Consider the following 24,769-nt stretch of genomic DNA (forward strand, 5'->3'; position numbering starts at 1 on the left):
TATTTTTTCAATTGCATGCCGAAAGATAGGCAAAATATCTATTCGACGGCCGCCTGATGCTTCCGGTCCACGTTGCGGTAGGCCCACGCAAAGATGAGTGGGAATACCAGCAGCGAGAAGATCATCGCACACAGTATCCCGCCGATGACCACGCGCGCCAGTGGCCGGCTGCTTTCCGAACCGATGCCGTGGGAGATGGCCGCAGGCAGTAGGCCAATGGCTGCCATCAGGGCCGTCATCATCACCGGTCTTATCCTGGAATTGACCCCCAGTTTGATAGCCGTATACAGGGTATTGCTCTCGTTGCGCAGGTGCTCCAGGTTGTGTTTAAACACTGTGATCAGCAACACTCCGTCCTGTATACAGATGCCGAACAGCGCGATGAAGCCGATGCCGGCGGAAATGCTGAAGTTCGTCCCGGTCAGGTGAAGAGCGATCACGCCCCCGACGATCGCGAACGGCACGTTCAAAAACACAAGACCAGCGTCCTTCAGGTTGCCGAACATCACGAACAGGAGAATAAAGATCAGCAGCAGACTGATGGGCACGACCTGCTCGAGCCGAAGAGTGGCGCGCTGCTGGTTCTCGAAATCGCCCTGCCAGACCATCGTATAACCCTTCTTCAGCTGGACGATCTTGTCCACTTCTCCTGCGCCTCCGCGATGGTACTGCCCATGTCACGGCCACGGACGGAGAACTTGAGAGCCGAGTACCGCTCGTTGTCATCCCGGAAGATCAGACAGGGCCCCGTCTTCTGAAGGATGGTTGCGATCTCCCGCACCGGCACCTTCGAGCCGTTCTGGGTAGGCACGAGCAGGTTGCCGATATCGTCTACAGTAGCCCGGTAGGCTTCAGGATAGCGGAGGCGGATATCGAATTGTTTGATGCCTTCGTACAGCGAAGAGGCGGCCTTGCCGCCAATGGCCATCTGGATGACGGCGTTGGCATCGGCCGTGGCGACCCCGTACAGGGCCATTCTCTTCTGGTCGAGATCGATGTCCAGCTCGGGCTGGCCGATGTTCCTGATGACGCCCAGGTCGTCGATCCCCCGAACGCGTTTCAGCACGTCGTAAACTTCGGCCACCTTCCCCTCCATATATTCCAGACTGTCTCCGAAGACCTTGACGCAGATAGAGCCTTTTACGCCGGATACGGCTTCTTCGATATTGTCGCTGATCGGCTGGGAGAAGTTGAGGTCCACGCCAGGAAGACCCGATAGCTTCCGGTGCATCTGTTCGACCAGCTCGTCCTTGGTGATGCGGGGCTTCCATTCGTCTTCGGGATACAGGATGATATCGAATTCGTTGTTGTAGAATCCGGTCACGTCGGTTCCGTCGTCGGGACGTCCGGTCTGCGATGCGACGGTCTTCACCTGCGGGAAGCCCATGAGGATGCTCCGCACCTGTCTGGCGGTCTGCACGCTCTCGTCCAGCGAGGCGCTGTAGGGCAGCTGCGCCCTCAGCCATATCGCACCTTCGTCCAGTTCGGGCAGAAATTCCGACCCGAGGAGGGTAAAGGCATAAAAACCGCCGACGATGATAAGGAGGCTGACCGCAATGGTCGTCTTCTTGTGCTTCCAGTGGAACATAAAGCCTTTTACCATCATCCCGGTAAGGAAATGGACGAAAGGGTTGTGTTTTTCGTGGACGTTTTTCCGCAGCAGTGCATTGATGAGCACCGGCACGAGGGTAAGCGTCGTGATCAGCGCACCGAGCAGGGCGAATCCGAGAGTATAGGCGAGGGGCGAGAACAGTTTGCCTTCGACCTTCTGGAAGGCGAAGATCGGCAGCAGTCCCGTGATGATGATCAGTTTGGCGAAGAAGATGGCCTTGCCCAGCTGCGTCCCGTGTTTTCGGATCAGCCCCATTTTGGCCATTTTGTTAAAACGTTCCATGCCCACTTCGTGCGCCTGGTGGTCGAGTATGACGAAGAGGCCTTCGACCATGACCACGGCGCCGTCGATGATGATCCCGAAGTCTACGGCCCCCAGCGACAGCAGGTTTGCCGACATACCCATCAGGTGAAGACAGATAAAGGCGAACAGCAGGGCCAGCGGGATGATGATGGATACGATCAGCGTGGTCCTCCAGTTGAACATGAACAGCGAGACCAGCAGCGTCACCAGCAGGATGCCCTCCACGAGGTTGTGCAGGACGGTATGTGTCGCGTAGTGGATGAGGTTTTCCCGGTCGTAGTACGGAACGATCTTTGTGTCCTTCGGGAGGACCAGGTCGTTGAGCTTGTCGATCTTCTTCTTCACGGCCTTTACGACTTCCGTTGGGTTCATGCCCTTGCGCATGATGATGATGGCTTCGACAACGTCGTCCTGGTCTTCTATCGTGGTATGCCCGGCTGAATCCACATGATCGGCCCGGCCGACATGGCCCAGGCGGGGCAGGTTGGATATCTCGACATCGGCGACGTCCTTGACCAGCACGGGCACCTCGTTGATATTGGTGATGATAATATTGCGGATTTCGTGAATATCGTTCAGCAGGCCGATGCCGCGCACCACATAGGCCTGGTTGTTACGGACGATAAAGTCCCCGCCGATATTGATATTGCTTTTCTGAACGGCGGAGAATACGTCCAGCGGGGTGATGCCGAGGTTGGAGAGCTTGCCCGGGTCGACCTTGATCTCGTAGGTCTTGACCCGGCCGCCGAAACTGACGATATCGGCGACGCCAGGTACGGCCCGCAACTGGCGGTCGATCACCCAGTCCTGCATGGTCTTCAGTTCGCGCTCGTCGCGAATGCTGCTCTTCAGCGTATAGCGGAATATTTCTCCCGTCGGGCCGGTCGGCGGCTGCACCTGGGGCTGGATCCCGTCAGGCAGGGTGACATTGGCCAGCAGGGAATTGACCTGCAGACGCGCGTCTTTGTCCACGACCCCGTCCTCGAAGATCAGCTTCACATAGGAAAGGCCGAAGATGCTGGTCGACCGGAGTGAGATCTTCTGCTGCACGGGGTTCATCGCGATCTCGACGGGGATGGTGATGAACTTCTCGATCTCCTCAGCGCTGCGGCCCGGCCACTGCGTGATGATGCTGATCTCCGTATTGGTGACGTCAGGGAAGGCCTCGATGGGCATGCTCCGGAAAGTGAGGATCCCGGATATCAGCAGCAGGAGGGTGCAGAAAAATATGAAGTATCGGTTCTTTAAAGAGAACCCAATAATAGCCCTAAGAAGCTTATTCATCTTCCTTTAGTTTAAAGATTTGTATAAAAGATGCAACCCCGTCCGGAGGGACGGTTTCGTTAGATTAGCAGGCTTCTTAAGTCAGTCGGAGTGTGGGAGTATATTAGCTGTTTAGAGCGTTATAAATAAGAATTGCCTGCGAAGAGATGACCTGTTGTCCGTCAGTCACTCCGGAAGCAAGAAAAGTTCTTTCGCCAACGGTGTTGAGCACCTGAACAGGTGTGATCTTTACGTCCGTTTTGCTGGTGTATACGAGTACATAGTACTGACTGTGGTCGAAGATGAGGGCCTGGGACGGGACGCTCAGGCACTGTTTGTTCTCCTTGTCGGAGACGGTGATGCTCGCATACATCTCGGGTTTCAGCAGGTAGTCCGGGTTGGGCAGTACCACTCTCACTTTCATGACCTTGCTGGAAGGATCGAGGACGTTCATAACCTTGTCGATCTTACCCTTGAAGACCTTGCCGGGGTAGGCGAGGGTCGTAACGTCGACGTTCTCGCCCTGCTTGATCAGGGAGATATTCGACTCGTATACGTTGGCCTGGATCCAGACGTCCTTGAGGTCGGAGATCGTGAACAGAGACACGCTGTTGTCGCTCCGGATGGCCATATTGTTGATGGCCGACTTCTGGACGATGAAGCCGCTGATGGGAGCCTTCACCACGAATTCGCCCTGTGTACTGCCGCCATTGATCTTCAGGACCTGGTTGACACGGTTGAGCTCGGATTTGGCCTGCTGTACGGATACCTCGGCATTGAGCGAGTCGGTCATGGATGCGAGTCCGCTCTTGTAGAGGTCTTTGGTCTTTTGCAGATTGGTCTCCGCCACGCGTAGATTGGACTGGGCATTGATAAGGTCGTTGCCGTATCCGGCCATTTCAGCGCTGCGGATGGTGGCCAGTATCTGTCCTGCTTTCACATAATCGCCCAGCATTACTTTCACGTCCTGGATATTCCCCGTGACCAGCGCGTTCACAGGAATAACGTGGTCTTCGTCGCTGCCGACCTTGCCGGTCAGTGTGATGGCGTTGATCAGCTGGGTGGTCTTTACCGTATCGATCCGCAGGGTCTTCATCACGGTGTCGGGGATCGCAAACTTCTCTTTCTCGGCAACGGGCTTGTTGGCCTCGGAGCCGCAGGACTGGAGCAGAACGCTTCCGACGATAAGGAAGGCGAAGAGCGAACTGACCGAGCTATATTTTCTTTTCATAAATATCTTGTTGTCGTTTAACGGGTGTGGTTTTCGGGTTAGACTAGTTGAAGAAATTGGTTCCTGTATAGTAGTTGATGTCCTCGAACGCGCTGACGCGGTTGAACTGGATCGTGTTCATCTGCAGCGTATTTTGCTTGTAGGAATCATAAAAATCCAGGAACTCCAGCAGGCCGATATTTCTTTTTTGGTAGTTGCTGAGCACTTCGTGCAGCAGCCGCTGGAAATCCAGATAGAATTTCGGATCGATGGTCTGATACAGCTTTTGCTGGGCAAACGCCTTTTGCAGGGAGTTGGCTACGTTCTCCTCGACCGTCGCCTGCGTACTGCGCTGGGCTACTTCCGCGCCGGCGATCTGCGCTTTGGCGGATTTTATATTACCCTGATTGCGGTTGAAGAAGGGCAGGTCTATCGACGCTCCGACCCCATAGTAATTGGTCAGGAAGCTGCCTGCTTCGTCGTATCCCAGCGAAAGGGAAAGGTCGGGCACAGCCAGGGATTTCTGGTAGTTGTAATTCAGCTGGCTGATCTTTGTATTGGTCCGGGCGATCTGAAGGTCGGTGCGGTTATGGTAGGCCGAGTCCATCAGCGTGGTCAGCGGATACTGCGACGGATCCAGTTTGCCCATCCGGGCAGAGTCTACCTGAGGCTCGATAAAGAAATTCGGCTTCGTCTGCAGGACCAGGCGGAGTTCGCTTTCCGTGTCGTTGATCTGGTTGATCAGGTCGCTGTACTCGCTCTGGAAGCTGTAGAGCTGGGCCCTGACGCGGACGACCTCTTTTTCGGATATATATCCTTTCCCCTGCTGTTCGGAAAAGGCCTGAACCACCTGGGACAGGGCTTTTATCTCTTCGTCGTAGATCTTCGCCGACTGCTGCAGATAGTAGATCTGGTAGAAATCGGTCCGCAGAGTATACTTCAGCGTTCGGAGCAAATCGAAGAACTGGTATTCGTTGAGGTGAACGTTCTCCTGGGCCAGTTTGATCTGCTTGTTCCGTTTGCCAGCCAGCAGGATCAACTGGGAGAGACCCACCGTGGTCTCGTCATTGCGACCGGTAGGGAAGAACTTGTTGAGCTCGCCGGAATAGAGCGTATGACCGATGCTGAAATTGGGATTGGGCCAGAGACGGGCCTGGATGATCAGGGCCTTGCTGGCGTCGATACTGTATCGCTGAGCCAACAGCTGCAGATTGCTATCCAGGAACATCTTCTCTGCGGAGGCCAGCGGCAGGCGCAGGGTATCCTTCGGGGGTTGAGCCACGGCGATCATGCTGCTGCAACAGAATATAGCAAAGAAGAGAATCCACTTTTTCCGCATAGGTGTAGCTATTGAGTTTTTAGTGTGCAAATATCTTTTATTTAGATGTTAATCAGGGGTTAAGCCTTTATGAACGCTTTTTTGCGCAATTTATTAAATATAAATTTCTTCGCCTATATGATGTCCCCTGGACGGACATACCGTGGCAGCAGCAATACAATAAAAGCTTAACGAATTGTCTAAAGAAATATGATCTGGCGCGATCAGACGCGGGTGGGTGAAATTTCAGGTGGCGGGGAGAACGTCTCCCGCGGTTGCGGGGTGATCCGGATAACGGGTAACTCGGGGTGCTGACGGATGATCCTGGGTATCCAGGGGAGCTCCGCGGCCGTTTCCTGAAGATCTGTTTTCCAGTGCAGACCTTTGGTTGAGCTCTTGCTCGCATCCTCGTGCAGGGTATAGCTGAAACCCGGCTGCTGGCCATAGCTCAGTTCGACGATCCACTCCACTGCCGACTCCGTAGAGGTCATAGCCCTTGTTCCAGGTATAGGAATAGTCATAGTTCGCTCCGTCCCAGGAATCCGGGTTGCCGACACTGAGATTCAGTATCTGCAGGGCAAAAAGCCCCAGAAGCAATTTTTTGACCAGTTGCATCATTCCTGTGGTGTATTGAAGCGGAAACCAACGCCGTGGATGGTCTCCAGATTCACGTGCGGGTCCGCTTTGAAATATTTTCTCAGCTTGGTAATGAATACGTCCATGCTGCGTCCGAGAAAATAGTCGTCCTTGCCCCAGACGTTGAGCAGTACTTCCTCCCTTTTCAGAATGCGGTTGGAGTGTTCGCAGAGAAATTTCAACAGATCGGCTTCCTTCTGAGTAAGGTTGAAGGTTTCCGGGCCGATGGTCAGCTTGAGGTCGGTGTAGGAGAAGTTGAGCTGTCCGATAGTGAAGGTCTGGCTTTTTTCGGAGTGCATCTTCCTCGTCCTGCGGAGGAATACCTCCATCCGCATCAGCAGTTCCTGGATGCTGAAGGGTTTGGTGATATAGTCATCGGCGCCGCTCTGGAACCCCTTTATCTTGTCTTCTTCCATCGACCGGGCGGTGAGGAAGAGGATGGGTACCATATCGCTTTGCTGCCTGATCTTGCGGGCAACCGCAAAGCCGTCCTTATTCGGCATCATGACGTCCAGCAGACAGATGCCGAATTCATTCTTGTCGAATTTGTCGATGGCCGCCTGTCCGTCGGGGCAGAGCACGACCTCATAGCCCGCATCGATCAAATTGTCCTTGATGACATATCCCAGTGAGAGATCGTCTTCCGCCAGTAGCACTTTTGTTTTACCTGCTTGTTGCATAGACATTAGTTAAGGGGGATAAATAATCTAAATTCCGTACCGATGCCAGGAAGGCTGTTGACCTTGATCTTCCCGTTGTGGGCATCGATGATCCGTTTGACAAAATCGAGGCCCAGTCCGAACCCCTTTACGTTGTGAATATCCCCGGTTGGAACCCGATAAAATTTTTTAAAGATATTTTTGAGGTACTGCTTTTCTATGCCGACGCCGTTGTCCTTGACGGAGATGTAAAATTCGTCTTCCAGCTGTCCCGTCTCTACGACGATATGGGGTTCGACCGAATATTTCAGCGCATTCTCGAGCAGATTGACCACGGCCAGCTCGAGGTGGGCCTTGTCGGCGTGAACTCGTGCGTTGTTGTCTTCCACCCTGATGTCCACACGGGCTCTTTTCTGATCGATCAGCGGCTGCACCTTGCCGAGCGCCTGTTCGATCAGCTGGTGGGCGTCGATATCCTCCTTGCGGATGGGCAGGTCTTTGCTTTCGATGGAAGCGGTGCGCAGCAGGCGTTCGACCTGTCCCTGAAGGTGTTCCGTCTGGTTCTTGATGATATTCGCATAGCGCTGGAGCCGGTCCGGCTGCTGGCTGATATGGTCCTGACCGAGTACGTCGGCGGCGATCTTCATAACGGCCAACGGAGTCTTGAATTCGTGAGTGAAATTGTTGACAAAATCCTTCTGGATCTCCGACAGGAATTTCTGGCGGTAGAAATAGAACAGGCTCGCGGCCAGGCCGATAAGGGCCAGGAACAGGACAACCGTGCTGACGATCCAGAAGTCCATTTGTTCCAGAATATACTCGTGGCGATGGGGGAAATACAGCAGGATATGGTCGGATTCATCGTCGAATACGGGCATCTCCCCCGTGACCGGCTTGACCCCGGCGTACCGGGAGGCAGGGGCGGGAATGAACTCTTCATAGACGTATTGCTTTTTGGCGGCGTTATAAGCCCCCAGCTTGCAGTCCGTCAGAACTCCGAAATCGGCGAATTCGTCCTGGATATAATAAACCAGGCTGTCTTTTGATGGGATGGTATCTGCCTTGAAAAGGAAATAGTTGTCGTTGTTGTCGGGTTTGTTGATCAGCTGCTGGAGATTGGTACCGGGGGCGTCATTCATCTCCAGGTCCTCAAAAAGTCCCCTGATACTCTTTACTACGTTGAGATTGAATTGTCTCTGCTCAAAAGAATAGACTTTCTTCAGCCAGTACAGCTGGACTGTCACGACAATGGCAGCCAGGAAGGTGGCGGAAAGCACGATCCATTTTAAGGTAGATGAACGCATGGTTGCAAAATTGCTATGCTTTGGCCGTTGTACACCAGGAATATAGTTAAGTACTGGTTAAACATGGCCAGATATCCTTTATCTTTCTAATGTACAACTAGTTGTTAATACAGCAATAACAAAAGATATTTTGCGTTTTCCAAGCGTATTTGAGAAAATCATCGTAGATTTTATCCCCGAGACCCCGAAAGGGGCCTTTTAATTCACAAAAAAACACCCATTTTATGAAGAAGTTATTCATGATTGCCAGCCTGGTGCTCGCTTCCGTCGGTATTGGTTTTGCCCAGACAACTCCTGCGGCTCCCGCAAAAGCGAAAACCGAAAAGACGGCCAAGCCTGCCGCTGGTCCTACCAAGAAGGACGGAACTCCTGACATGCGCTACAAGGCGAACAAGGACGCTGGTGCAAAGGCCGCTCCTGCCGGACCGACGAAAAAAGACGGTACGCCGGATATGCGCTATAAGGCGAACAAGGATAGTAAGGCAAAGAAGAGCTAAGGCGGCATCTTATTTGCATAATGGCCACACAAACATCACATCATGAAAAAATTGGTTTCACTCGCGGTCGTTCTGCTTGCGCTGACGACGATGTCGATGGCTCAACCCCATCACCCCCAGAGTCATCAGACTCATCATAAGAAGAAACACGTCGTTCACCACAGGCACCACGTTGTTCATCACCACAAAAAAGCAGTACATCATTAAAACAAAAAACCCGAAGCATCGCTTCGGGTTTTTCTTTTATTGCACATCTGCGTGTTATTTCGATTGCGCGGGCGTCACTTTCGGCTTCACAGCGCTGGTCTTCGCAACTTCCTGCTCTTTGCCCAGCGGTTTGCCCTTGGCAAAGTCAACCAGGAAGGGAGCAGCTACAAAGATAGACGAGTACGTACCCGTGATCACCCCGATCAGCATCGCAAAAGCGAATCCACGGGTTACTTCACCGCCTACCAGGAAGAGGATGAGGATGGTGAGGAACACCGTCAGGGAGGTCATGATCGTACGGCTCAGCGTATCGTTGACCGACTTATTGATGATCTCGCCGTTGGAAGCACCCTTCATCAGGTGGCTGTTCTCACGGATACGGTCGAACACGATGACGGTATCGTTCATCGAGAAGCCGATCACGGTCAGCACGGCCGCGATGAAGTGCTGGTCGATCTCCAGCGTAAAGGGCACCAGGTCGCGCAGGAAAGAGAACACCGCCAGCGTGACGAATACGTCGTGCAGCAGGGCGATGATCGTACCCAGCGAATAGCGCCAGTCGCGAAAACGGATGAAGATATAGATAAAGATGATGAGGATCGCGAAGACAGTTGCTTTTACAGCGCCGGCCTTCAGGTCATCGGAGATGGTCGGTTCTACCTTCTTGGTCTGTCCGAGATATTTCGTCGTGACGAACTCCTTGTAGGAGGTGCCTTCGGGCAGGAAGCTCTTCACGCCTTCGAATGTGCTGGCGAGTACGGACGAGTCGGTATTGCTGCCCGGGCTCTTGATCAGGTAGTCGGTGGTTATTTCCAGCTGTTCGTTGCCGCCATAGGTCTTGATCTGGGGAGTAGTACCCGGCTGAACCTTTTCGAGCGACGAGCGGATGGCCTCGACCTGATCGTTCACCGGCTTGTGGAAGTTGACCACATAGCTGCGGCCTCCGCTGAACTCTACCCCTTCCTTAAAGCCATGCACCAGTGCACCGACACCCAACACCAATACGACGACTGAAATGGCGTAGGCCACCTTCCGGTATTCGATGAACTTGAATGCAGCATGCTTGAAGATGCGGCGGGAGAGGGGAGTGAAGTAGTTGAAATGGCGGTTCTTGTTGGTATAGAAGTCCGTAACCAGGCGGGATACGAGGATACCGCAGAACAGGGACAGCAGGATACCGAGGATCTGTGTGGTAGCGAAACCGAGGACGGGACCCAGACCGAAATAGAAGAGGATGATGGCCGTCAGCATCGTAGTCACGTGCGCGTCCAGCACGGGAGCGAGCGAACGCCTGTAGCCGTCCTTTATCGCCAGAGGGTAGGTCTTACCCCGGCTGAGCTCTTCTTTTATACGTTCGAAAATAATTACGTTGGTGTCCACCGCCATACCGACCGTCAGTACCAGACCGGCGATACCCGGCGCAGTCAGCGTGGCATGAAGTGCGCTAAGGACGCCGATGGTGAATAGCAGGTTGAGGACGAGGGCGATATTGGCTACCCATCCGCCCGTGTTATAGTAGACCAGCATCAGGACGAAGATCACCAGGAAGGAGATCAGGAAGGCCATGGCGCCGCCGTGTACGGCTGCACCGCCGATGCTCGGGCCGACGGTATAGTCGGCAACGATCTTGGCAGGCGCGTCCAGCTTGCCCGACTTCAGAATATTGGCCAAATCCTGCGCTTCCGTAATGCTCTGCTGCGAATTGCGGCCCCTGCCCATCGTGATACGGGACTGTCCGCCCGTGATAGGTTCGTTGACGAACGGCGCCGAATAGACGATGTCGTCCAGTACGATAGCGATGGGCTTGCCGGTATTCTTGGTGGTCATGTCAGCCCAGGCCTTGGCGCCCTGCTTGTTCATGCTCATTTCGACGATCACCTCACTGGTGTTGGGGTCGAAGTCCTGACCCGCATTCTCGATGGACTCGCCTTCGATCCTTGCCTTGTCCGTTCCGGGAATGGTGCGGATGGCGTAAAGGTCGAGGAAGGGGAGGGGCTTGCCGTCGTCGTCGAAGTTCTGTTTACCCCAGAGGAATTTGAGGTCCTGGGGAACTGGTTGCGGATGACGGGCAGGCTGAGATAAGTATTGATGGTACCCGTATCCCGGATCAGCGCGCGGGCGATGGCCGAAGGGAACTGCGTTTGCCCTTTGGCGTCCTGCTGAGGCTGCATGGGGGGCATCAGGCGGAACAGCGGATTCTGGTTGGCCAGGTTCGCGGCTGTATCCTTTTTAGCGGTGTCGACGATGGGTTTCCCGGTTGAATCGACCTTGACGCTGTCTGCCTTAACGCCGTTGAGGTAATTCTGAAGGTTTTTGTCGGCGTTGATCAGCGAGGTCTGCAATTCACCTACATTATACACTTCCCAGAACTGGAGGTTGGCGGTCGACTGGAGGTACTTGCGGACGCGCTCGGGGTCGGTTGCGCCGGCGAGTTCTACGGAGATGATACCGCGGTTCTCGTCAAGGCTGATAGAGGGGCTGGGCCACGCCGAACTGGTCGATACGTTTCTGCAATACCTGGAAGGTCTGCTTCATCGCAGCGCTGGCCTGTTCGTGCAGGTAGCTGACGACTGTTTCGTCCGATGCGTCGTATTTTATTTTATTGCGGTTGCTGTTGGAGAAGAGGGGCGCGAGCTTACCTGTCGGGTTGACATTGTGGAAAGCTTCCGCGAAAAGGTCAATGAGATTCCCGGCACGGGTGGTCTTCAGCTGCTGGGCCTGGTCGAGCGCTTTGAGCAGGTTGGCGTCGTGAGAGTTATTGGCCAGATTCTTGATCAGCCCGTCGAGTGCAACATCGAGCGTAACGCTGATACCGCCCTGAAGGTCGAGACCGAGGAGCAGCTCGCTCTCTTTTGCTTTCAGGTAGGAAGTCCCCCACCAGGTGATCTTGGTATCCTGAGTGCTGTCCAACAATTTTTTCTTTCTCGTGTTGAGCGCGTTGTCGAGGGTATCCTGGTACAGGGCGCGGGCTTCCTTGTTGTCGGGATATTTTTGGGCAGCGGTTTCAGGGTACATCCGGTGCACCTGAGTTTTGGCTTTAGCCTCCATCGCAGATTCGTGCTTGTTCACGAACCAGGTGAAGCTCAGCTGGTAGAGGGAGATGATGATCAATAAAGCAGCAAAAATACTTACCAGTGCTCTCATTGGAAGTTTCGTTTGTTATTTTTAGAGCGGCAAATATAGGTTTTAGAATTGATTTATAGCCGGCGATCTTCTATTCAGGTGATTTTCCTACCTTTGCGGGCCTGAATTTTAATCAACTATGCAATTATCATCCATTCTTTCCCGCTTCAGCGAGCCGGAAACCTTGAAAATGGCCAAGCTGGGCCGTGAATTGAGAGCGAAAGGCATCGACGTTATTGACCTCAGCCTCGGCGAACCCGATTTCGACACCCCGACCCATATCAAGGACGCCGCCAAGAAGGCCATCGATGATAACTGGAGCCATTACACCCCCGTAGCTGGCTATGCCGACCTCCGGGAGGCCGTTTGCGTCAAGTTCAAACGCGATAACAACCTGGATTACAAGCCCGAAAACATAGTGGTTTCCACCGGCGCCAAGCAGAGCCTGGCCAACGTCATCCTCGCCCTCGTGGACGACGGCGACGAGGTGGTCATCCCAACCCCTACTGGGTTACCTATTCCGAGCTGGTCAAGATCGCGCGTGGCAAGGTCGTGGAAGTACATACCTCCCTGGAAAGCGGTTTCAAGATTACGCCCGCCCAGCTGGAGAAGGCCATTACCCCCAAAACAAAGGCTTTCCTTTTCTCCTCCCCCTGTAACCCCTCGGGGGCTGTTTACAGCAAGAGCGAACTGGCGGCGCTGGCGGAGGTTTTCCGCAAGCACCCGGACGTCACGATCCTCTCCGACGAGATCTATGAATACATCAACTTCGTAGGAAAGAACGAGAGCATCGCCCAGTTCGACGATATCAAGGACAGGGTCGTGATCATCAACGGTCTTAGCAAGGGTTTTGCCATGACGGGATGGCGCCTTGGCTATATCGCCGCCAACACCGAGATCGCCAAAGCCTGCGAGAAACTGCAGGGACAGTTCACCAGCGGAACCAATTCCATCGCCCAGAAGTCGGCGGTTGTCGCACTTACGGCGGACCTCGCGCCTTCGTTCGACATGGTCAAGGAGTTTACAGCCCGGCGTGAAAAGACGCTCCAACTGGTAAATGCTATCCCCGGTCTGAAATGTTTTGAGCCGGAAGGCGCCTTCTATATCTTCCCGGATGTATCCTATTATTATGGTAAATCCGACGGGACGACCACGATCAACAACTCGGGTGATTTCAGCATGTATATTCTGAATACGGCCCACGTCTCTTCTGTAATGGGAGACGCATTTGGGGAGCCTGCCTGTGTACGGTTCTCTTTCGCGAACAGCATGCCCAATATCGAGAAGGCCTGGGGCCGGATCAAGGACGCGCTGGCAAAACTGAAATAACTATTTTCCCGCGGCTGCTGCGAGTTGCAGCAGCCGCTGGTGCAACTCCAGAACTTGCGGCAATACGGCGTGCTGGTCGTCATTCACGATCACTGCGTCGCACAGCCGCATTTTTATTTCCTCGTCGATCTGATTCCTCATGCGCTGCAGGACCTCTTCGCGGGTGATATGGTCGCGCTGCATGGTGCGGTGGATGCGTAGGGTGGAGGGGGCGTATACGCCGATGACAAAGTCGAGATGCGCGGCCGCGCTGGTCTCGAAGATGATAGCCGCCTCGCGGATGGCGTACGGATAGCCACCGTCGAGTGCATGCATCCATTTCCTTCCTTCCCGGATGGTGGCGGGGTGGACAAGAGAATTCAGCGTCTCCAGTCTGGCAGGGTCGGAGAACACCTGTTTGGCCAGATATTTCCGGTTGAGGGCCCCTTCGCGGTCCGGCTGGCCTTTGTCGTTGACGTAGGCTTCGGCGCCGAATTTTTCGATAATGGCGCCCCTTAGTTCGGGATCCTCATTCATTACCCGTTTCGCCTCGCGGTCGGCATAACTGACAGGAATGCCGAGGACTTCGAAAATAGCGGCGATCGTGCTTTTTCCGCTGCCGATGCCGCCGGTCAATCCGACTCGGAACATATCTTTCTAAAATGGCCAGAGCCCGGATGGACCGGGCTCTGCGTTGGTAACTATTTTTTCTCTGCTTCGGCCGTTGCGGGCTTGTTCAGTTTTTGTGTCCACTCCATGGAGATGGCGCTTTTCTCGATCTTCAGGTAGCTGCCCGGGCTGGTTGCGATCTCGAGGGTATCGTCGTCGTTGATCTTATTGACGGTGCCGTGTATGCCTGCGATCGTAACGATCCTGTCGCCTTTCTGCATGTCCTGCTGGAATTTCTTGGCCAGCTTGGCTTTTAGCCTGGGGACGGATCATGAACAGCCAGAACACCAGGATCATACCACCCAGCAGGATCAGCTGAAAAGAACCTCCTCCGCCCGGAGCCGACTGTAAGAATACAAATAAAAGAGAATTCGTCATTGTTGTATTGTTTGAATTGAATTGAGATTTACGAAGCTTTCTTTTCCTGTTTTTCCACCTGTACCACGAACTGAAGGGAAAATTCCTGTTTGTCCTTCGTGTTGGCGGTCACAAATAAGGTTTTGTGATTGATACCCGTGCGTCCCTCGCTGTTGAATACGGCCCTGATCTGGCCTTCGCCGCCGGGGGCGATGGGTTCGCGGGGCTGTTCGGCTACCGTGCAGCCGCAGCTGGGTCTCACCGGCCAATGACCAGCGGGGTCGTCCCTGTGTTCCTGAACCGGAAGGCGACGTCCAGTTGCTGCCCTTCCGGCACTTTACCGTAGTCCTTTGTGGAATCGAGCCACTGGATCGTGGTAAACCTGGCCGTATCCGCAAGCGCGGCCTTCACGGCCGTTTGGTTCGCCCCGCCGTTACAGGCCGCGGCAGCGATGATAACCACGGAAAAGACCACCGGCAGGTATCGCATGGAAGAGATAATTTTTTGCAAACCTACTAATTTACTTGAAATTGATCTTGTGCATTTTCTCTTCCCGGACCAGGTCCTTATGGATATTGTCCAGGATGCCGTTGACAAACTGGCCGCTCTGGGGGGTGCTGTATTCCTTGGCCAGGTCGATGTATTCATTGATGGTCACCTTGGGCGGGATGGTCTCGAAATAGAGGAACTCGACGACGCCCATCTGCATCAGGATCATGTCGAGCGTGGCGATTCGCTCGGGGTCCCAGTTCTTCAGTTTGGGGCGGATCAGGTCGCCCACGACCTCTTTCTTATCGTTCACAGTCTCGAGCAGCCCTTTTGCAAACTCCCATTTCTCCTTGCTGATGATCTCCTGGAAATGTACCGAACCGGGCTTTGCCAGATAGCTCATGAGGATCTGACAGATCATCTCCCCGTCATCGTCCCAGTTGGTGAATAATTCCTCAATATGATTGATAAACAGCTCGTTAGGGAACATGAGGCCGGAGAAAACGAATTCCAGCATCTCCTTTTCCGACTTCTTGTCACGGCCTTCGACGGCAATATAGGCCTTGTACTCTTCGGTTGTGACCAGTTCGAGATAGAGTTTGCGGATCAGCTCCTTATGGTCCTGCAGGTGAGGCTTGTCGACCTCGATCGCTTTCTTATAGCTGTTATCCTCAAGGATCTTCCAAAGGTATTCGTTACCGGCCAGCTTGATGTTCACATTCAGGTCTTCATAGCTGGGGAGGTGCTTGGAACCACGCAGGCGGCTGTCTGTCTCGGCATAGCGCGCTACCTCGGTAATACTGAAGATGAGATATGTAAGTAGCTGTCTGGATTGGTCGAAATGCTTTTGCAGTATCCGTACGGGGTCTCCTGGCTTCAGGGTCTGTTCCTGCGCGTCCAGTGTATAAAGCGTCTGCATCACTTTTACCCGGATATTTCTTCTGCTGATCATTATATTATAAGAGCGTATTTAGCGGCTGCAAAGATAGGCTTAAATAATTTATTTTAAAAAGCGTAAATCCGGTGGCGTTCCGCTGTCGTATCTAAACCGGAGCTCCCCTATTTCACAGCTGAACTTTTTTATTCGTTTTCTCAGGTTTACATTTTTCACCAATCAGTAATCTTTTTTTATGAAGAAAAGGACATGGAAGAGAATTGCCCTTGCGGCGCTGGGAGTATTCGTACTGGGCGTCGTTGTGCTCGCTGTCCATATTTATGTAGTGACCCGGCCGCGCGTTGACTCCGATACCCGGGTCATGGTGCGGATCGATCTCCGGAAAGACATTGGCCAGGCCGAGGCTGACACGATCACGGCGTGGTTGTATCAGCAAAAGGGGTCGACCATGTTCTGGTCAACCCTCAGTCTGATATCGCCATATTTACGTTCGCGCCCGTCATGAACGACGCCAACCGGATCGTCGGCGACTTCTGTGCGCAGACGGATTGCAAACAGGCCCGGCGCTATTTGCCTTCTGAAAAGGAGATGCAGGGAGGCTGTCCGGTGGCGACGACATCGGCTACCTATAAGGTCGCCCGGTTTATTCAACACCTTTTTTAATTTTTAAACGAACACACATGAACTTGAAAAGAAGCGCAGCAGTCGCGGCAATTATCGCGTTGGGGGCGATCCCCATTTTGACTTCATCCTGTCACAAAGACCACAACAATCCGCCGGCCACAATGACCTTTTATGACACTCTTGGAGGAACCGCGACGGTCAATGACCCCGCTCATCCCGGGACGATGATCGAAAAAGGTCGCCTCGGGCTTCGTACCGTAGTGGACAGCGCCATCTTTATCATTGCAGGCGACAAAGAGATCAACGGATACTTTACCGTGCTGCTAAGTGAGGTAGGACAGGGCAATCTCAGCGGCTTTCAGGCGCTGAGCAAAAACCTGACGGATTTTCTTTGCGTGGCTACCGGCGCAAAGGATTTCAGCTATACGGGCAAAAATATGACGGATGCACACAATCCCGCGGCCAATTCCAGGATCAGCATGAAGGTGGCCGCCGACGATTTCGATCAGTTTGTAGTCGATGTGGCAGCATCTGCAAAAAAGAACGGGCTGACTGACGCAATGATCGCCAGGGTCGGGGCGCTGCTAAATTCGCTGAAGACTACAGTTGTCCAGCAATAGTTAATTGATTACTAGTATGTTATGTTGTGGGGCGAAACACCGGTTTCGCCCCTTTTTATTTTACAGGCTGACAAACAATCGCGGGCAGCTGAAAAATTGACACGGCTTCCCGATTTGGTACGGAATTAGTGTAGCTTTGCAAACCTGCAATTCAGACAGGCAATACATTTCATCAAATCAATAAATCAATACAACTATGGGCAAAAAGTTAAACGTTACCCCATTATCTGACAGGGTAATTGTGAAGCCAGCTCCTGCTGAAGAAAAAACGGCCGGCGGTATCATCATTCCCGATACTGCAAAGGAAAAGCCGCAACGTGGTACGGTAGTAGCTGCTGGTCCCGGCAAGAAGGACGAGCCGGTAACTGTAAAAGTTGGAGATACGGTATTGTATGGCAAATACGCCGGTACTGAGATCCAGATCGAAGGCGACGATTTCCTGATCATGCGGGAATCTGACATCCTGGCAATTGTCTAATGATTCGCTCTCAAAAACATTAACTCTAAATAATTCAAGATAATTATGGCAAAACAACTTTTCTTCGATATCGAAGCCCGCAACAAAATGAAAAAGGGCGTAGATACCCCGGCTAACGCCGTTAAGGTTACGCTCGGCCCCAAAGGACGCAATGTAGTTCTGGAAAAGAAATTCGGCGCTCCTGCTGTCACCAAGGACGGTGTCACCGTTGCAAAGGAAATCGAACTGGAAGATCCCATCGAGAACATGGGTGCCCAGATGGTAAAGGAAGTCGCCTCCAAGACTGCCGATATCGCTGGTGACGGTACGACTACCGCTACCGTGCTGGCGCAGTCCATCATCAGCGAAGGTCTGAAGAACGTCGCCGCAGGCGCGAATCCCATGGACCTGAAGCGTGGTATCGACAAGGCAGTTGAAAAAGTAGTCGCCAATCTGGGCGCTCAGTCCCAGACGATCGGCAACGACAAGAATAAGATCGAGCAGGTTGCTTCTATCTCTGCCAACAATGACAACGCTATCGGCAAGCTGATAGCCCAGGCTTTCGGCAAGGTCGGTAAGGAAGGCGTCATCACCGTAGAAGAAGCCAAGGGTACCGATACTACCGTTGACGTAGTAGAAGGCATGCAGTTCGATCGCGGCTATATCTCCCCCTATTTCGTTACCAACAGCGAAAAAATGGAAGCCGAACTGCAGAATCCCTACATCCTGATCTATGACAAGAAGATCGCAGCCATGAAGGATATCCTGCACATCCTGGAAAAGGTTGCGCAGAGCGGTCGTCCCCTGCTGATCATCGCAGAAGACCTCGAAGGCGAAGCACTCGCTACGCTGGTGGTCAACAAGCTGCGCGGTACCATCAAGGTAGCGGCAGTCAAGGCTCCCGGCTTCGGCGATCGCCGCAAGGAAATGCTGACCGATATCGCGACCCTCACAGAAGGCACCGTTATCAGCGAAGACCTCGGGTTCAAGCTGGAGGCTGCCGATCTGAAATCGCTCGGACAGGCTTCTTCCGTAACCATCGACAAGGACAACACGACTATCGTCGGCGGAAAGGGTAAGAAACCCGCGATCCTCGAGCGTGTTAACCAGATCAAATCTCAGATCGAAAATACTACTTCCGACTACGACAGGGAGAAACTGCAGGAACGCCTTGCCAAGCTGGCCGGCGGTGTTGCCGTCCTCTACGTAGGCGCTGCTACCGAAGTAGAAATGAAGGAAAAGAAAGACCGCGTTGATGACGCGCTGCATGCTACCCGCGCTGCCGTTGAAGAAGGCATCGTTCCCGGTGGTGGTATCGCTTACATCCGTGCCGTCGAAGCCCTCGACAAGCTGAAAGGTCTTAACGAAGACGAGACCACAGGTATCGCGATCGTTAAGCGCGCGCTCGAAGAACCCCTGCGTCAGATCGTTGCCAACAGCGGTCTCGAAGGCAGCATCATCGTTCAGAAGGTGAAGGAAGGCAAGGCCGATTTCGGTTTCAACGCCCGCACCGAACAGTACGAGAATCTGCTGAAGGCTGGTGTGATCGACCCGACCAAGGTTAGCCGCATCGCCCTCGAGAATGCAGCTTCCATCGCCGGCATGTTGCTGACCACCGAGTGTGTCATCGCCGACAAGCCTAAGAAGGAAGAAGCGCATGCTCATCCCGGCGGCGCTCCTGGAATGGGTGGAATGGACTATTAATAAAGTCCCCTCAATATTGAAAAGCCCCGCGTTTGCGGGGCTTTTTGTTTTTGGCAATCCGCACGCGGGGCTGCGTCGTATATTATGTGTTGTATACCCTTAAAACCATAGGAATGATATTGATCGGCAGCCTTTTATGGCTGTCTGTCAGACCGGCGGTTCACACGACAGCCGGGTCGGCGGTTCGCGTGGCTGGCCCGATGGTTCACGCCGACGGGCCGGCGCCCCTGCGGATGCTGGCGCTGGGCGATTCGTATACTATCGGTGAATCTGTGGCGGCTGTTGATCGTTATCCCGTTCAGCTGGTCAGGCGGCTCCGCGACAGCGATCATATCTTTTTTGACAGCCCGGAGATCATCGCCACTACAGGATGGACCACGGGCAATCTGCTCGACGCGATCCCGATGTCGAAGCCTGAAGGCCCCTATGCCGTCGTTACGCTGCTGATCGGAGTGAACAATCAGTATCAGGGGCGCAGCCTTTCGGAATACAGTGAGCAGCTGACGACACTGCTTCGGCAATCGATCGCGCTGGCCGGCAACAGAGCGTCGCACGTGCTCGTACTTTCCATCCCCGACTATTCCGTGACGCCTTTTGGGAAGGCTCTTGCTGATCCTGCGCGAATAGCCGCTCAGATCGATTCCTTTAATATTGTTGGGCGGCAGGTGACGGCGGTGCATGGCGCTGCCTGGCTCGATATTACGACGCAGAGCCGAAAGGCCGCGGATGATCTGTCGCTCGTTGCAGTCGATGGTTTACATTTTTCCGGAAAGGAATATCAGAATTGGGCGCGGTTGATGGAGCCCGTGATCAGGGGGATGGGGGAGTAGCGATCTCAGAACTTGATCCCCGCCGTTACGATCACCGTACCCGCGGTCTCCTTAAGGGCGGCGTAGGTATTAAGCTTATCCGAAAGCCGGTAAGGCACGTCGATGTCGCGGTTGAAGGCCATGACATAAGCAAGGTCGATAAAGTAGCCGTTCTTCCGGTAGCCGAGGCCGGCGCTTAGCATGGCCTTGTCGGCCTTGAGGCCCTGTCCTTCGTATGGGTTGGTGTAGTACGCTCCGCCGATACGCGCCATCAGCGTGTTGAATTTCATTTCTCCGCCCAGTCTCGCGGCGAAGCTTCCTTTGTAAGAGGCTTTAATGGCCTGGTTGACGGCGTCGTAATAGCTGTTGTCGCCGCTGCTGCCGTCTTCGTTGTCCGGTGCGCCGTAGCGTGGGCTACCCGTAGTAATGTATTCAAGGTCTGCGGTGATGAACCCCTTTTGCTGCCGCGCATCCTGCCGGCCACCGCCGAAGATATAGGAGCCGCTTACCAGAAAATGCCAGGGGGAATAAAAATCATATTTGAAGGTATTGGCCGGGCTGATGCCGACGCCCCTGTCGAGTGAGTCGCTGCTGATCGTGATCAGCTGGTTGGGATTTTCCAGCTGCGTGGCCATGCTCGCGTTGATGCGGTCCGTGAGTCCCATCAGACTGGGGGTGGTGATCGCCATGCCAAAGCGGAAGGAGTTGCTGGGCCGGAAGATCGTACCGAGTTTGAAATTGAAACCCCATCCGCTGGTGTGGTAGGTTTCGCGATAGACGAAATTGCTGAATCCGTTGCTGGTGTTGCCGCTGATATCATTCTCGGTAAAAGTCTGCTCGCGGGTGTAGTTGAGGATGGGAATGCCAAGGCTGCCGCCGATATACCATTTGTCGTGCTGGCTTGTGGCCAGTGCAAGGTCTATCTCGGTGATCCCTCCCGAGCTGCGCAGGTTATTCTGCTGCAGCAGGTGTCCGGCTAGTTGTGGAGCGGCGATCACCTGCTTGCTGCCGTTGATCGTCGCCGTATCGATCAGATAGGTCCACAGCGCCATTCTTGTGCCATAGCTGAGGCCGGGGGTGCCGATCGCCTCGTCGATGCCCAGACCGGAATAGGCAAACTCTTCGGCATATTGTTCGGCATAACTGCTGTAGTCGTTGCGCCCGTTGTAGGACAGCTGTTTGTTGAAATTCGCCATCCTGTTCACAGCGATCGTGAAAGTATTGGTCACACCCGGCGACCTGCCCGAATAGGCAAAGACGGCTCCGCTCGTACCGAGGTTGAAATTATTGGCTGCACTGCCCGTCTGACTGGTACCGAGATAGGACCCTTTATTTGTTCCGAAAGACCAGCCGGGGCTGAGGACAAATTCGTTGGTTTTGTAAATGCCGAGTCCGGCGGGGTTGACGAAAGCCGAAGTTATATCTCCGCCCAGCGAACCCATCGCGCCTCCGATGGCTTGTGAACGGGCGGTTCCGGAAGGGGTTGTCCAGGAGGCACGAAGAGCGTCTTCGGGCAGCTGCGCCTTGACTTGCAGGCGCACACGACTAAGCCTACAAAAAGCGGGAAATACTTTTTCTTCACAACAAATGGGGGTGTTAGTTAGCTCAACAAAGATAAGGGAGCCTGGGCTTAGTGCCTTCCGGGTCTGCTGAAACCACCACCGCCCCCGCCACCACCGCCCATCGACGGAGTATAGCTGCGAACCGGCTGGCTGTTCTGGAAGGTCGGCCTGTAGGTATTTGTATTGTTATTGCTGCGGTACCAATTGTTGTTGTTATTGGTACTGTTGACCGTTCTGTAGGTCTGACCCTGGCCATTCAGCCCGGAGTTATACGCAGAGGTGCCGGTCATGCCCGGACGATAAAAACGATTGCCGCTGCCATTGACCGACCTCGTAGTGCTGCCGTTGACCGTACGCACCAGCCCATTGTGGTAGGCGGGGGAGTTGAAAGGACGCAGGTGTGAGTAGACGTTTGTCGCAGGACCCCCTTTGTTGACTACGATCGCTCCACCATAGTACGGATTGTAGAAATAAGGATTATACCAGCTGTTCCACATGTAGTAGCTGTTCCAGGCAAAGTAGGGGTCCCAGAATCCATAGCCGAAGGCCGGACCGAATCCCATGCCATAGCCAAAGCCATAATAAGGAGAACCGATGCCGTAGCCATAACCTGCCGACAGCGACCAGCTGCTGGTGGGAGCATAGTAGGAATCGTAGGCGCTGTAATCGTCAAAATAGGACCAGCGGTTCGGGTCCTGCGCCTTCATGCGGATATAGTTGTCGCCGGGCGCTGTGCTGTAGTATTCGTCGTTATTGCCGGAGCTCCGGGTTGCGGCGGGTCTGCTGCCTCGGAAGAATAATAAATATCGTCTGTATTCTGCACGCTCCTCGACGAGGAACAGCTGCTCAAAAGAGCGCCAGCGCAGCGAAAAAGGTCAGTAGAGTATATAGGCGTTTCATGGCGAGTTTATTATTTTTTTATCGGAGCCACGCAGTCGGCGGGGGCCTCTTGTCATGGCAATAAACTTTATAAGTGCGTTATTTTCACCCCAGAAGTCGCTACCTTTGGCAGCCTTCGGGGTTAAAGTAAAGTTACAATAAATAATGAGCCTTGTTAGGAAAACTTAACATTTTATTGTTAAAAGCTGATTAATATATCATAAGCTATGAGCAAAGAAATTACGAGCCGGGAAGAGGATTATTCGCAGTGGTATAACGACCTGGTGATCAAGGGGGGATTGGCCGATCATTCCGAGGTCAAGGGATGCATGGTCATCAAACCTTATGGTTTTGCCCTTTGGGAAAAGATGCGCGACCAGCTGGACCGGATGTTCAAGGATACGGGTCACGTCAATGCCTATTTCCCTTTGTTCATTCCCAAGAGTTTTTTGAGCAGGGAAGCGGCCCACGTGGAAGGATTTGCCAAAGAATGCGCCGTGGTGACACACTACCGGCTGAAAAACGACCCCAACGGGGGTGGGGTCATCGTCGACCCGACAGCCAAACTCGAAGAAGAACTGATCGTACGCCCCACCAGCGAAACGATCATCTGGAATACCTATAAGGACTGGATCCGCAGCTACAGGGACCTGCCCCTTCTCATCAATCAGTGGGCCAACGTCGTTCGCTGGGAGATGCGCACCCGTCTTTCCTCCGGACTACCGAATTCTTATGGCAGGAAGGCCATACGGCGCACGCCACCGCAGTGGAAGCGATAGCGGAGACCCGGCAGATGCTGGACGTCTATGCCGAATTTGCCGAAGAGTATATGGCGCTGCCGGTCGTAAAGGGCGTAAAAACGCCGAACGAACGCTTCGCCGGCGCCGTCGACACCTATTGTATCGAAGCGCTCATGCAGGACGGGAAGGCGCTGCAGGCCGGGACCTCCCATTTCCTGGGACAGAATTTCGCCAAAGCCTTTGAAGTGAAGTACTCCGACAAGAACAACCAGCTGGAATATGTCTGGGCTACCAGTTGGGGGTCAGCACCCGTCTTATCGGCGGTCTCGTCATGGCGCACAGCGACGACAGCGGTCTTATTCTGCCTCCGCGAATAGCTCCCCTGCAGGTCGTGATCGTCCCCATCTACAAAGGGGAGGAAAAGAAGCAGGAGCTGGACGCGAAGGGGCAACAACTGGTAAAAAACCTCAAAGCCGCCGGTATCAGCGTCAAATTCGACGATAATGACAACTCGCGCCCGGGCTTCAAATTTGCAGAGTACGAGATGAAGGGCGTACCCGTTCGTATCGCAATGGGACTTCGCGACCTGGAGAACAATAGCGTAGAAATAGCCCGCCGGGACACGAAAGAAAAGAAAACAGTTTCCCTGGACGGGTTGACCGAATACATAAAGACATTGCTCGAGGATATCCAGACCTCCATGTATCAGAAGGCAAAAGCCTACCGCGATTCGCATATCACGAAGGCAGATACCATGGCGGAATTCGAACGGCTGCTGGACGAGAAAGGCGGCTTTGTTCTGGCGCACTGGGATGGCACCAACGAGACGGAGGACGCGATAAAGGAAAGGACCAAGGCGACCATCCGCTGCATCCCGCTGGATAACCCCGAAGAGCCAGGAAAATGTATCCTGACGGGACAGCCCAGTACACAACGCGTGCTCTTCGCCCGGGCCTATTAAGCGGACGGCAAGCGATAACGGACTAAAAAATAGTGGCTTTCCCTGCAGTGTTGAGCCACTATTTTATTTATATTAATGCTATGGAAACGATTGTGCCTTCTACTCCCGGATTGTTCGAGCTTTCGATTGACGGTACCTCCCATGTCTATCTGAAAGACGCCTCCCGCTGGGCAAAATTCCTTGCCATTGTGGGGTTCATCTTCTGCACCTTCTTCCTCGTCTTCGCTCTGCTGGCGGGAACGCTTTCCGATATCTTCACCTCCTGGGGAGTCAGTCCTTCAATGCCGTGGCGAGGGTGTTCATCACCATCTTCTATTCCGGGCTGGCGCTTCTCAATTTCTTCCCTGTCTCTTCCTCTACCGGTTCGCCGTCAAAATGCAGCTGGCCCTGCAGAATAGTAACCAGGGAGCAGCTGACGACCTCGTTCAAAAATATGCGGTCCTTCTACCGGTTTATCGGCATGGTGATGATCATCAGCCTTTGTTTCTGGGCGCTGGCCCTCGTCGGCATCCTGCTGCAGGCCCGCCTCATGCACCCCGGCACGGGTACCGGGATATAGCCCC

At 53.8% G+C, this 24,769-nt stretch carries 27 protein-coding genes and 3 pseudogenes; 12 read left to right on the forward strand and 18 right to left on the reverse strand.

What is annotated here, in order from left to right:
- Nucleotides 1–38: 38 nt before the first annotated feature.
- The 6 genes and pseudogenes from ACQ86N_RS13300 to ACQ86N_RS13325 form a co-directional block, all read right to left on the reverse strand.
- A pseudogene (locus tag ACQ86N_RS13300) lies at nucleotides 39–3,199 on the reverse strand (efflux RND transporter permease subunit).
- 103 nt (nucleotides 3,200–3,302) lie between these two features.
- The gene (locus ACQ86N_RS13305) at nucleotides 3,303–4,409 is read right to left on the reverse strand and encodes an efflux RND transporter periplasmic adaptor subunit (protein ID WP_431215567.1); all 1,107 of its coding nucleotides are present in this window, start codon (nucleotides 4,407–4,409) and stop codon (nucleotides 3,303–3,305) included.
- A 43-nt stretch (nucleotides 4,410–4,452) separates the two neighbouring features.
- Nucleotides 4,453–5,727 (reverse strand): TolC family protein, encoded by a 1,275-nt coding sequence (locus tag ACQ86N_RS13310; RefSeq protein ID WP_431215568.1) that lies wholly within the window; start codon nucleotides 5,725–5,727, stop codon nucleotides 4,453–4,455.
- Nucleotides 5,728–5,930: 203 nt separating this feature from the next.
- Nucleotides 5,931–6,197, reverse strand: a complete 267-nt coding sequence (locus tag ACQ86N_RS13315) for a hypothetical protein (RefSeq protein WP_431215569.1) — start codon at nucleotides 6,195–6,197, stop codon at nucleotides 5,931–5,933.
- Nucleotides 6,198–6,320: 123 nt separating this feature from the next.
- Nucleotides 6,321–7,022: a response regulator transcription factor gene (locus ACQ86N_RS13320; RefSeq protein ID WP_431215570.1), complete on the reverse strand. Its 702-nt coding sequence runs from the start codon at nucleotides 7,020–7,022 to the stop codon at nucleotides 6,321–6,323.
- Nucleotides 7,023–7,027: 5 nt separating this feature from the next.
- On the reverse strand, nucleotides 7,028–8,305 hold the full coding sequence (locus tag ACQ86N_RS13325; protein ID WP_431215571.1) for a sensor histidine kinase: 1,278 nt from the start codon (nucleotides 8,303–8,305) through the stop codon (nucleotides 7,028–7,030).
- A 224-nt stretch (nucleotides 8,306–8,529) separates the two neighbouring features.
- Here ACQ86N_RS13325 and ACQ86N_RS13330 point away from each other — a divergent pair, with 224 nt between their 5' ends.
- Nucleotides 8,530–8,802, forward strand: coding sequence for a hypothetical protein (locus tag ACQ86N_RS13330; protein ID WP_431215572.1), 273 nt, complete (start codon nucleotides 8,530–8,532; stop codon nucleotides 8,800–8,802).
- Between the two features lie 57 nt (nucleotides 8,803–8,859).
- Here ACQ86N_RS13330 and ACQ86N_RS13335 read toward each other — a convergent pair whose 3' ends face one another.
- The 5 genes and pseudogenes from ACQ86N_RS13335 to ACQ86N_RS13355 all read right to left on the reverse strand — a co-directional run bounded on the left by ACQ86N_RS13335 (nucleotide 8,860) and on the right by ACQ86N_RS13355 (nucleotide 12,153).
- Nucleotides 8,860–9,006, reverse strand: coding sequence for a hypothetical protein (locus tag ACQ86N_RS13335; protein ID WP_431215573.1), 147 nt, complete (start codon nucleotides 9,004–9,006; stop codon nucleotides 8,860–8,862).
- A 57-nt stretch (nucleotides 9,007–9,063) separates the two neighbouring features.
- Nucleotides 9,064–10,977, reverse strand: a complete 1,914-nt coding sequence (gene secF, locus ACQ86N_RS13340) for a protein translocase subunit SecF (protein ID WP_431217395.1) — start codon at nucleotides 10,975–10,977, stop codon at nucleotides 9,064–9,066.
- Nucleotides 10,884–11,369 (reverse strand): hypothetical protein, encoded by a 486-nt coding sequence (locus ACQ86N_RS13345; protein ID WP_431215574.1) that lies wholly within the window; start codon nucleotides 11,367–11,369, stop codon nucleotides 10,884–10,886. The genes secF and ACQ86N_RS13345 overlap by 94 nt, the downstream gene beginning before the upstream one ends.
- Nucleotides 11,370–11,408: 39 nt before the next feature.
- A pseudogene (locus tag ACQ86N_RS13350) lies at nucleotides 11,409–11,480 on the reverse strand (hypothetical protein); the annotation flags it as partial.
- On the reverse strand, nucleotides 11,470–12,153 hold the full coding sequence (locus ACQ86N_RS13355) for a hypothetical protein (RefSeq protein WP_431215575.1): 684 nt from the start codon (nucleotides 12,151–12,153) through the stop codon (nucleotides 11,470–11,472). The gene ACQ86N_RS13355 and the pseudogene ACQ86N_RS13350, both read right to left, overlap by 11 nt.
- A 169-nt stretch (nucleotides 12,154–12,322) precedes the next feature.
- On the opposite strand from ACQ86N_RS13355, the pseudogene ACQ86N_RS13360 reads away from it, so the two are divergent.
- Nucleotides 12,323–13,461: pseudogene (locus ACQ86N_RS13360) on the forward strand (pyridoxal phosphate-dependent aminotransferase).
- Here the strand turns inward: ACQ86N_RS13360 and coaE are convergent.
- The 5 genes from coaE to nusB all read right to left on the reverse strand — a co-directional run bounded on the left by coaE (nucleotide 13,462) and on the right by nusB (nucleotide 15,907).
- A complete protein-coding gene (gene coaE / locus ACQ86N_RS13365) occupies nucleotides 13,462–14,091 on the reverse strand; it encodes a dephospho-CoA kinase (protein WP_431215576.1) in 630 nt (209 codons plus the stop codon).
- A gap of 50 nt (nucleotides 14,092–14,141) precedes the next feature.
- Nucleotides 14,142–14,330 (reverse strand): preprotein translocase subunit YajC, encoded by a 189-nt coding sequence (locus tag ACQ86N_RS13370; protein WP_431215577.1) that lies wholly within the window; start codon nucleotides 14,328–14,330, stop codon nucleotides 14,142–14,144.
- A gap of 185 nt (nucleotides 14,331–14,515) precedes the next feature.
- Entirely contained in the window at nucleotides 14,516–14,728 is a 213-nt protein-coding gene (locus ACQ86N_RS13375) for a DUF1573 domain-containing protein (RefSeq protein ID WP_431215578.1), read from the reverse strand.
- Entirely contained in the window at nucleotides 14,725–14,976 is a 252-nt protein-coding gene (locus ACQ86N_RS13380) for a hypothetical protein (protein ID WP_431215579.1), read from the reverse strand. Before ACQ86N_RS13380 ends, ACQ86N_RS13375 begins: the two co-directional genes overlap by 4 nt.
- Nucleotides 14,977–14,986: 10 nt before the next feature.
- Nucleotides 14,987–15,907: a transcription antitermination factor NusB gene (gene nusB, locus ACQ86N_RS13385; protein WP_431215580.1), complete on the reverse strand. Its 921-nt coding sequence runs from the start codon at nucleotides 15,905–15,907 to the stop codon at nucleotides 14,987–14,989.
- A gap of 178 nt (nucleotides 15,908–16,085) precedes the next feature.
- On the opposite strand from nusB, the gene ACQ86N_RS13390 reads away from it, so the two are divergent.
- The 6 genes from ACQ86N_RS13390 (at nucleotide 16,086) to ACQ86N_RS13415 (ending at nucleotide 20,085) form a co-directional block, all read left to right on the forward strand.
- A complete protein-coding gene (locus ACQ86N_RS13390; RefSeq protein ID WP_431215581.1) occupies nucleotides 16,086–16,355 on the forward strand; it encodes a hypothetical protein in 270 nt (89 codons plus the stop codon).
- Nucleotides 16,352–16,513 (forward strand): hypothetical protein, encoded by a 162-nt coding sequence (locus tag ACQ86N_RS13395; protein ID WP_431215582.1) that lies wholly within the window; start codon nucleotides 16,352–16,354, stop codon nucleotides 16,511–16,513. The genes ACQ86N_RS13390 and ACQ86N_RS13395 overlap by 4 nt, the downstream gene beginning before the upstream one ends.
- Nucleotides 16,514–16,530: 17 nt before the next feature.
- Entirely contained in the window at nucleotides 16,531–17,094 is a 564-nt protein-coding gene (locus tag ACQ86N_RS13400) for a group 1 truncated hemoglobin (RefSeq protein WP_431215583.1), read from the forward strand.
- Between the two features lie 196 nt (nucleotides 17,095–17,290).
- On the forward strand, nucleotides 17,291–17,572 hold the full coding sequence (locus tag ACQ86N_RS13405) for a co-chaperone GroES (RefSeq protein ID WP_431215584.1): 282 nt from the start codon (nucleotides 17,291–17,293) through the stop codon (nucleotides 17,570–17,572).
- 45 nt (nucleotides 17,573–17,617) lie between these two features.
- Nucleotides 17,618–19,255, forward strand: a complete 1,638-nt coding sequence (gene groL, locus ACQ86N_RS13410) for a chaperonin GroEL (RefSeq protein ID WP_431215585.1) — start codon at nucleotides 17,618–17,620, stop codon at nucleotides 19,253–19,255.
- Between the two features lie 113 nt (nucleotides 19,256–19,368).
- Nucleotides 19,369–20,085: an SGNH/GDSL hydrolase family protein gene (locus ACQ86N_RS13415; RefSeq protein ID WP_431215586.1), complete on the forward strand. Its 717-nt coding sequence runs from the start codon at nucleotides 19,369–19,371 to the stop codon at nucleotides 20,083–20,085.
- 5 nt (nucleotides 20,086–20,090) lie between these two features.
- On the opposite strand, the gene ACQ86N_RS13420 is transcribed toward ACQ86N_RS13415, so the two are convergent.
- Entirely contained in the window at nucleotides 20,091–21,605 is a 1,515-nt protein-coding gene (locus ACQ86N_RS13420; protein WP_431215587.1) for a hypothetical protein, read from the reverse strand.
- An 89-nt stretch (nucleotides 21,606–21,694) separates the two neighbouring features.
- Nucleotides 21,695–22,333, reverse strand: a complete 639-nt coding sequence (locus ACQ86N_RS13425) for a hypothetical protein (RefSeq protein ID WP_431215588.1) — start codon at nucleotides 22,331–22,333, stop codon at nucleotides 21,695–21,697.
- A gap of 399 nt (nucleotides 22,334–22,732) precedes the next feature.
- On the opposite strand from ACQ86N_RS13425, the gene ACQ86N_RS13430 reads away from it, so the two are divergent.
- The 4 genes from ACQ86N_RS13430 to ACQ86N_RS13445 all read left to right on the forward strand — a co-directional run bounded on the left by ACQ86N_RS13430 (nucleotide 22,733) and on the right by ACQ86N_RS13445 (nucleotide 24,765).
- A complete protein-coding gene (locus ACQ86N_RS13430; protein ID WP_431215589.1) occupies nucleotides 22,733–23,284 on the forward strand; it encodes a hypothetical protein in 552 nt (183 codons plus the stop codon).
- Nucleotides 23,272–23,622: a hypothetical protein gene (locus ACQ86N_RS13435; RefSeq protein WP_431215590.1), complete on the forward strand. Its 351-nt coding sequence runs from the start codon at nucleotides 23,272–23,274 to the stop codon at nucleotides 23,620–23,622. Before ACQ86N_RS13430 ends, ACQ86N_RS13435 begins: the two co-directional genes overlap by 13 nt.
- On the forward strand, nucleotides 23,577–24,206 hold the full coding sequence (locus ACQ86N_RS13440) for a proline--tRNA ligase anticodon binding domain-containing protein (protein WP_431215591.1): 630 nt from the start codon (nucleotides 23,577–23,579) through the stop codon (nucleotides 24,204–24,206). The genes ACQ86N_RS13435 and ACQ86N_RS13440 overlap by 46 nt, the downstream gene beginning before the upstream one ends.
- A 295-nt stretch (nucleotides 24,207–24,501) precedes the next feature.
- Nucleotides 24,502–24,765 (forward strand): hypothetical protein, encoded by a 264-nt coding sequence (locus ACQ86N_RS13445; protein ID WP_431215592.1) that lies wholly within the window; start codon nucleotides 24,502–24,504, stop codon nucleotides 24,763–24,765.
- The last annotated feature ends 4 nt before the right edge of the window (nucleotides 24,766–24,769 follow it).

The organism is Puia sp. P3 (genome assembly GCF_050632245.1).
Taxonomy (GTDB): domain Bacteria; phylum Bacteroidota; class Bacteroidia; order Chitinophagales; family Chitinophagaceae; genus Puia.

Coding starts and splice junctions, on each gene's coding strand:
- ACQ86N_RS13305 (WP_431215567.1), bottom strand. CDS start 4,409: ATGAAAAGAAAATATAGCTCGGTCAGTTCGCTCTTCGCCTTCCTTATC.
- ACQ86N_RS13310 (WP_431215568.1), bottom strand. CDS start 5,727: ATGCGGAAAAAGTGGATTCTCTTCTTTGCTATATTCTGTTGCAGCAGC.
- ACQ86N_RS13315 (WP_431215569.1), bottom strand. CDS start 6,197: ATGACCTCTACGGAGTCGGCAGTGGAGTGGATCGTCGAACTGAGCTAT.
- ACQ86N_RS13320 (WP_431215570.1), bottom strand. CDS start 7,022: ATGCAACAAGCAGGTAAAACAAAAGTGCTACTGGCGGAAGACGATCTC.
- ACQ86N_RS13325 (WP_431215571.1), bottom strand. CDS start 8,305: ATGCGTTCATCTACCTTAAAATGGATCGTGCTTTCCGCCACCTTCCTG.
- ACQ86N_RS13330 (WP_431215572.1), top strand. CDS start 8,530: ATGAAGAAGTTATTCATGATTGCCAGCCTGGTGCTCGCTTCCGTCGGT.
- ACQ86N_RS13335 (WP_431215573.1), bottom strand. CDS start 9,006: ATGATGTACTGCTTTTTTGTGGTGATGAACAACGTGGTGCCTGTGGTG.
- ACQ86N_RS13355 (WP_431215575.1), bottom strand. CDS start 12,153: ATGAGAGCACTGGTAAGTATTTTTGCTGCTTTATTGATCATCATCTCC.
- coaE (WP_431215576.1), bottom strand. CDS start 14,091: ATGTTCCGAGTCGGATTGACCGGCGGCATCGGCAGCGGAAAAAGCACG.
- ACQ86N_RS13370 (WP_431215577.1), bottom strand. CDS start 14,330: ATGCAGAAAGGCGACAGGATCGTTACGATCGCAGGCATACACGGCACC.
- nusB (WP_431215580.1), bottom strand. CDS start 15,907: ATGATCAGCAGAAGAAATATCCGGGTAAAAGTGATGCAGACGCTTTAT.
- ACQ86N_RS13390 (WP_431215581.1), top strand. CDS start 16,086: ATGAAGAAAAGGACATGGAAGAGAATTGCCCTTGCGGCGCTGGGAGTA.
- ACQ86N_RS13395 (WP_431215582.1), top strand. CDS start 16,352: ATGAACGACGCCAACCGGATCGTCGGCGACTTCTGTGCGCAGACGGAT.
- ACQ86N_RS13400 (WP_431215583.1), top strand. CDS start 16,531: ATGAACTTGAAAAGAAGCGCAGCAGTCGCGGCAATTATCGCGTTGGGG.
- ACQ86N_RS13405 (WP_431215584.1), top strand. CDS start 17,291: ATGGGCAAAAAGTTAAACGTTACCCCATTATCTGACAGGGTAATTGTG.
- groL (WP_431215585.1), top strand. CDS start 17,618: ATGGCAAAACAACTTTTCTTCGATATCGAAGCCCGCAACAAAATGAAA.
- ACQ86N_RS13415 (WP_431215586.1), top strand. CDS start 19,369: ATGATATTGATCGGCAGCCTTTTATGGCTGTCTGTCAGACCGGCGGTT.
- ACQ86N_RS13425 (WP_431215588.1), bottom strand. CDS start 22,333: ATGAAGGCGCAGGACCCGAACCGCTGGTCCTATTTTGACGATTACAGC.
- ACQ86N_RS13430 (WP_431215589.1), top strand. CDS start 22,733: ATGAGCAAAGAAATTACGAGCCGGGAAGAGGATTATTCGCAGTGGTAT.
- ACQ86N_RS13440 (WP_431215591.1), top strand. CDS start 23,577: ATGGCGCACAGCGACGACAGCGGTCTTATTCTGCCTCCGCGAATAGCT.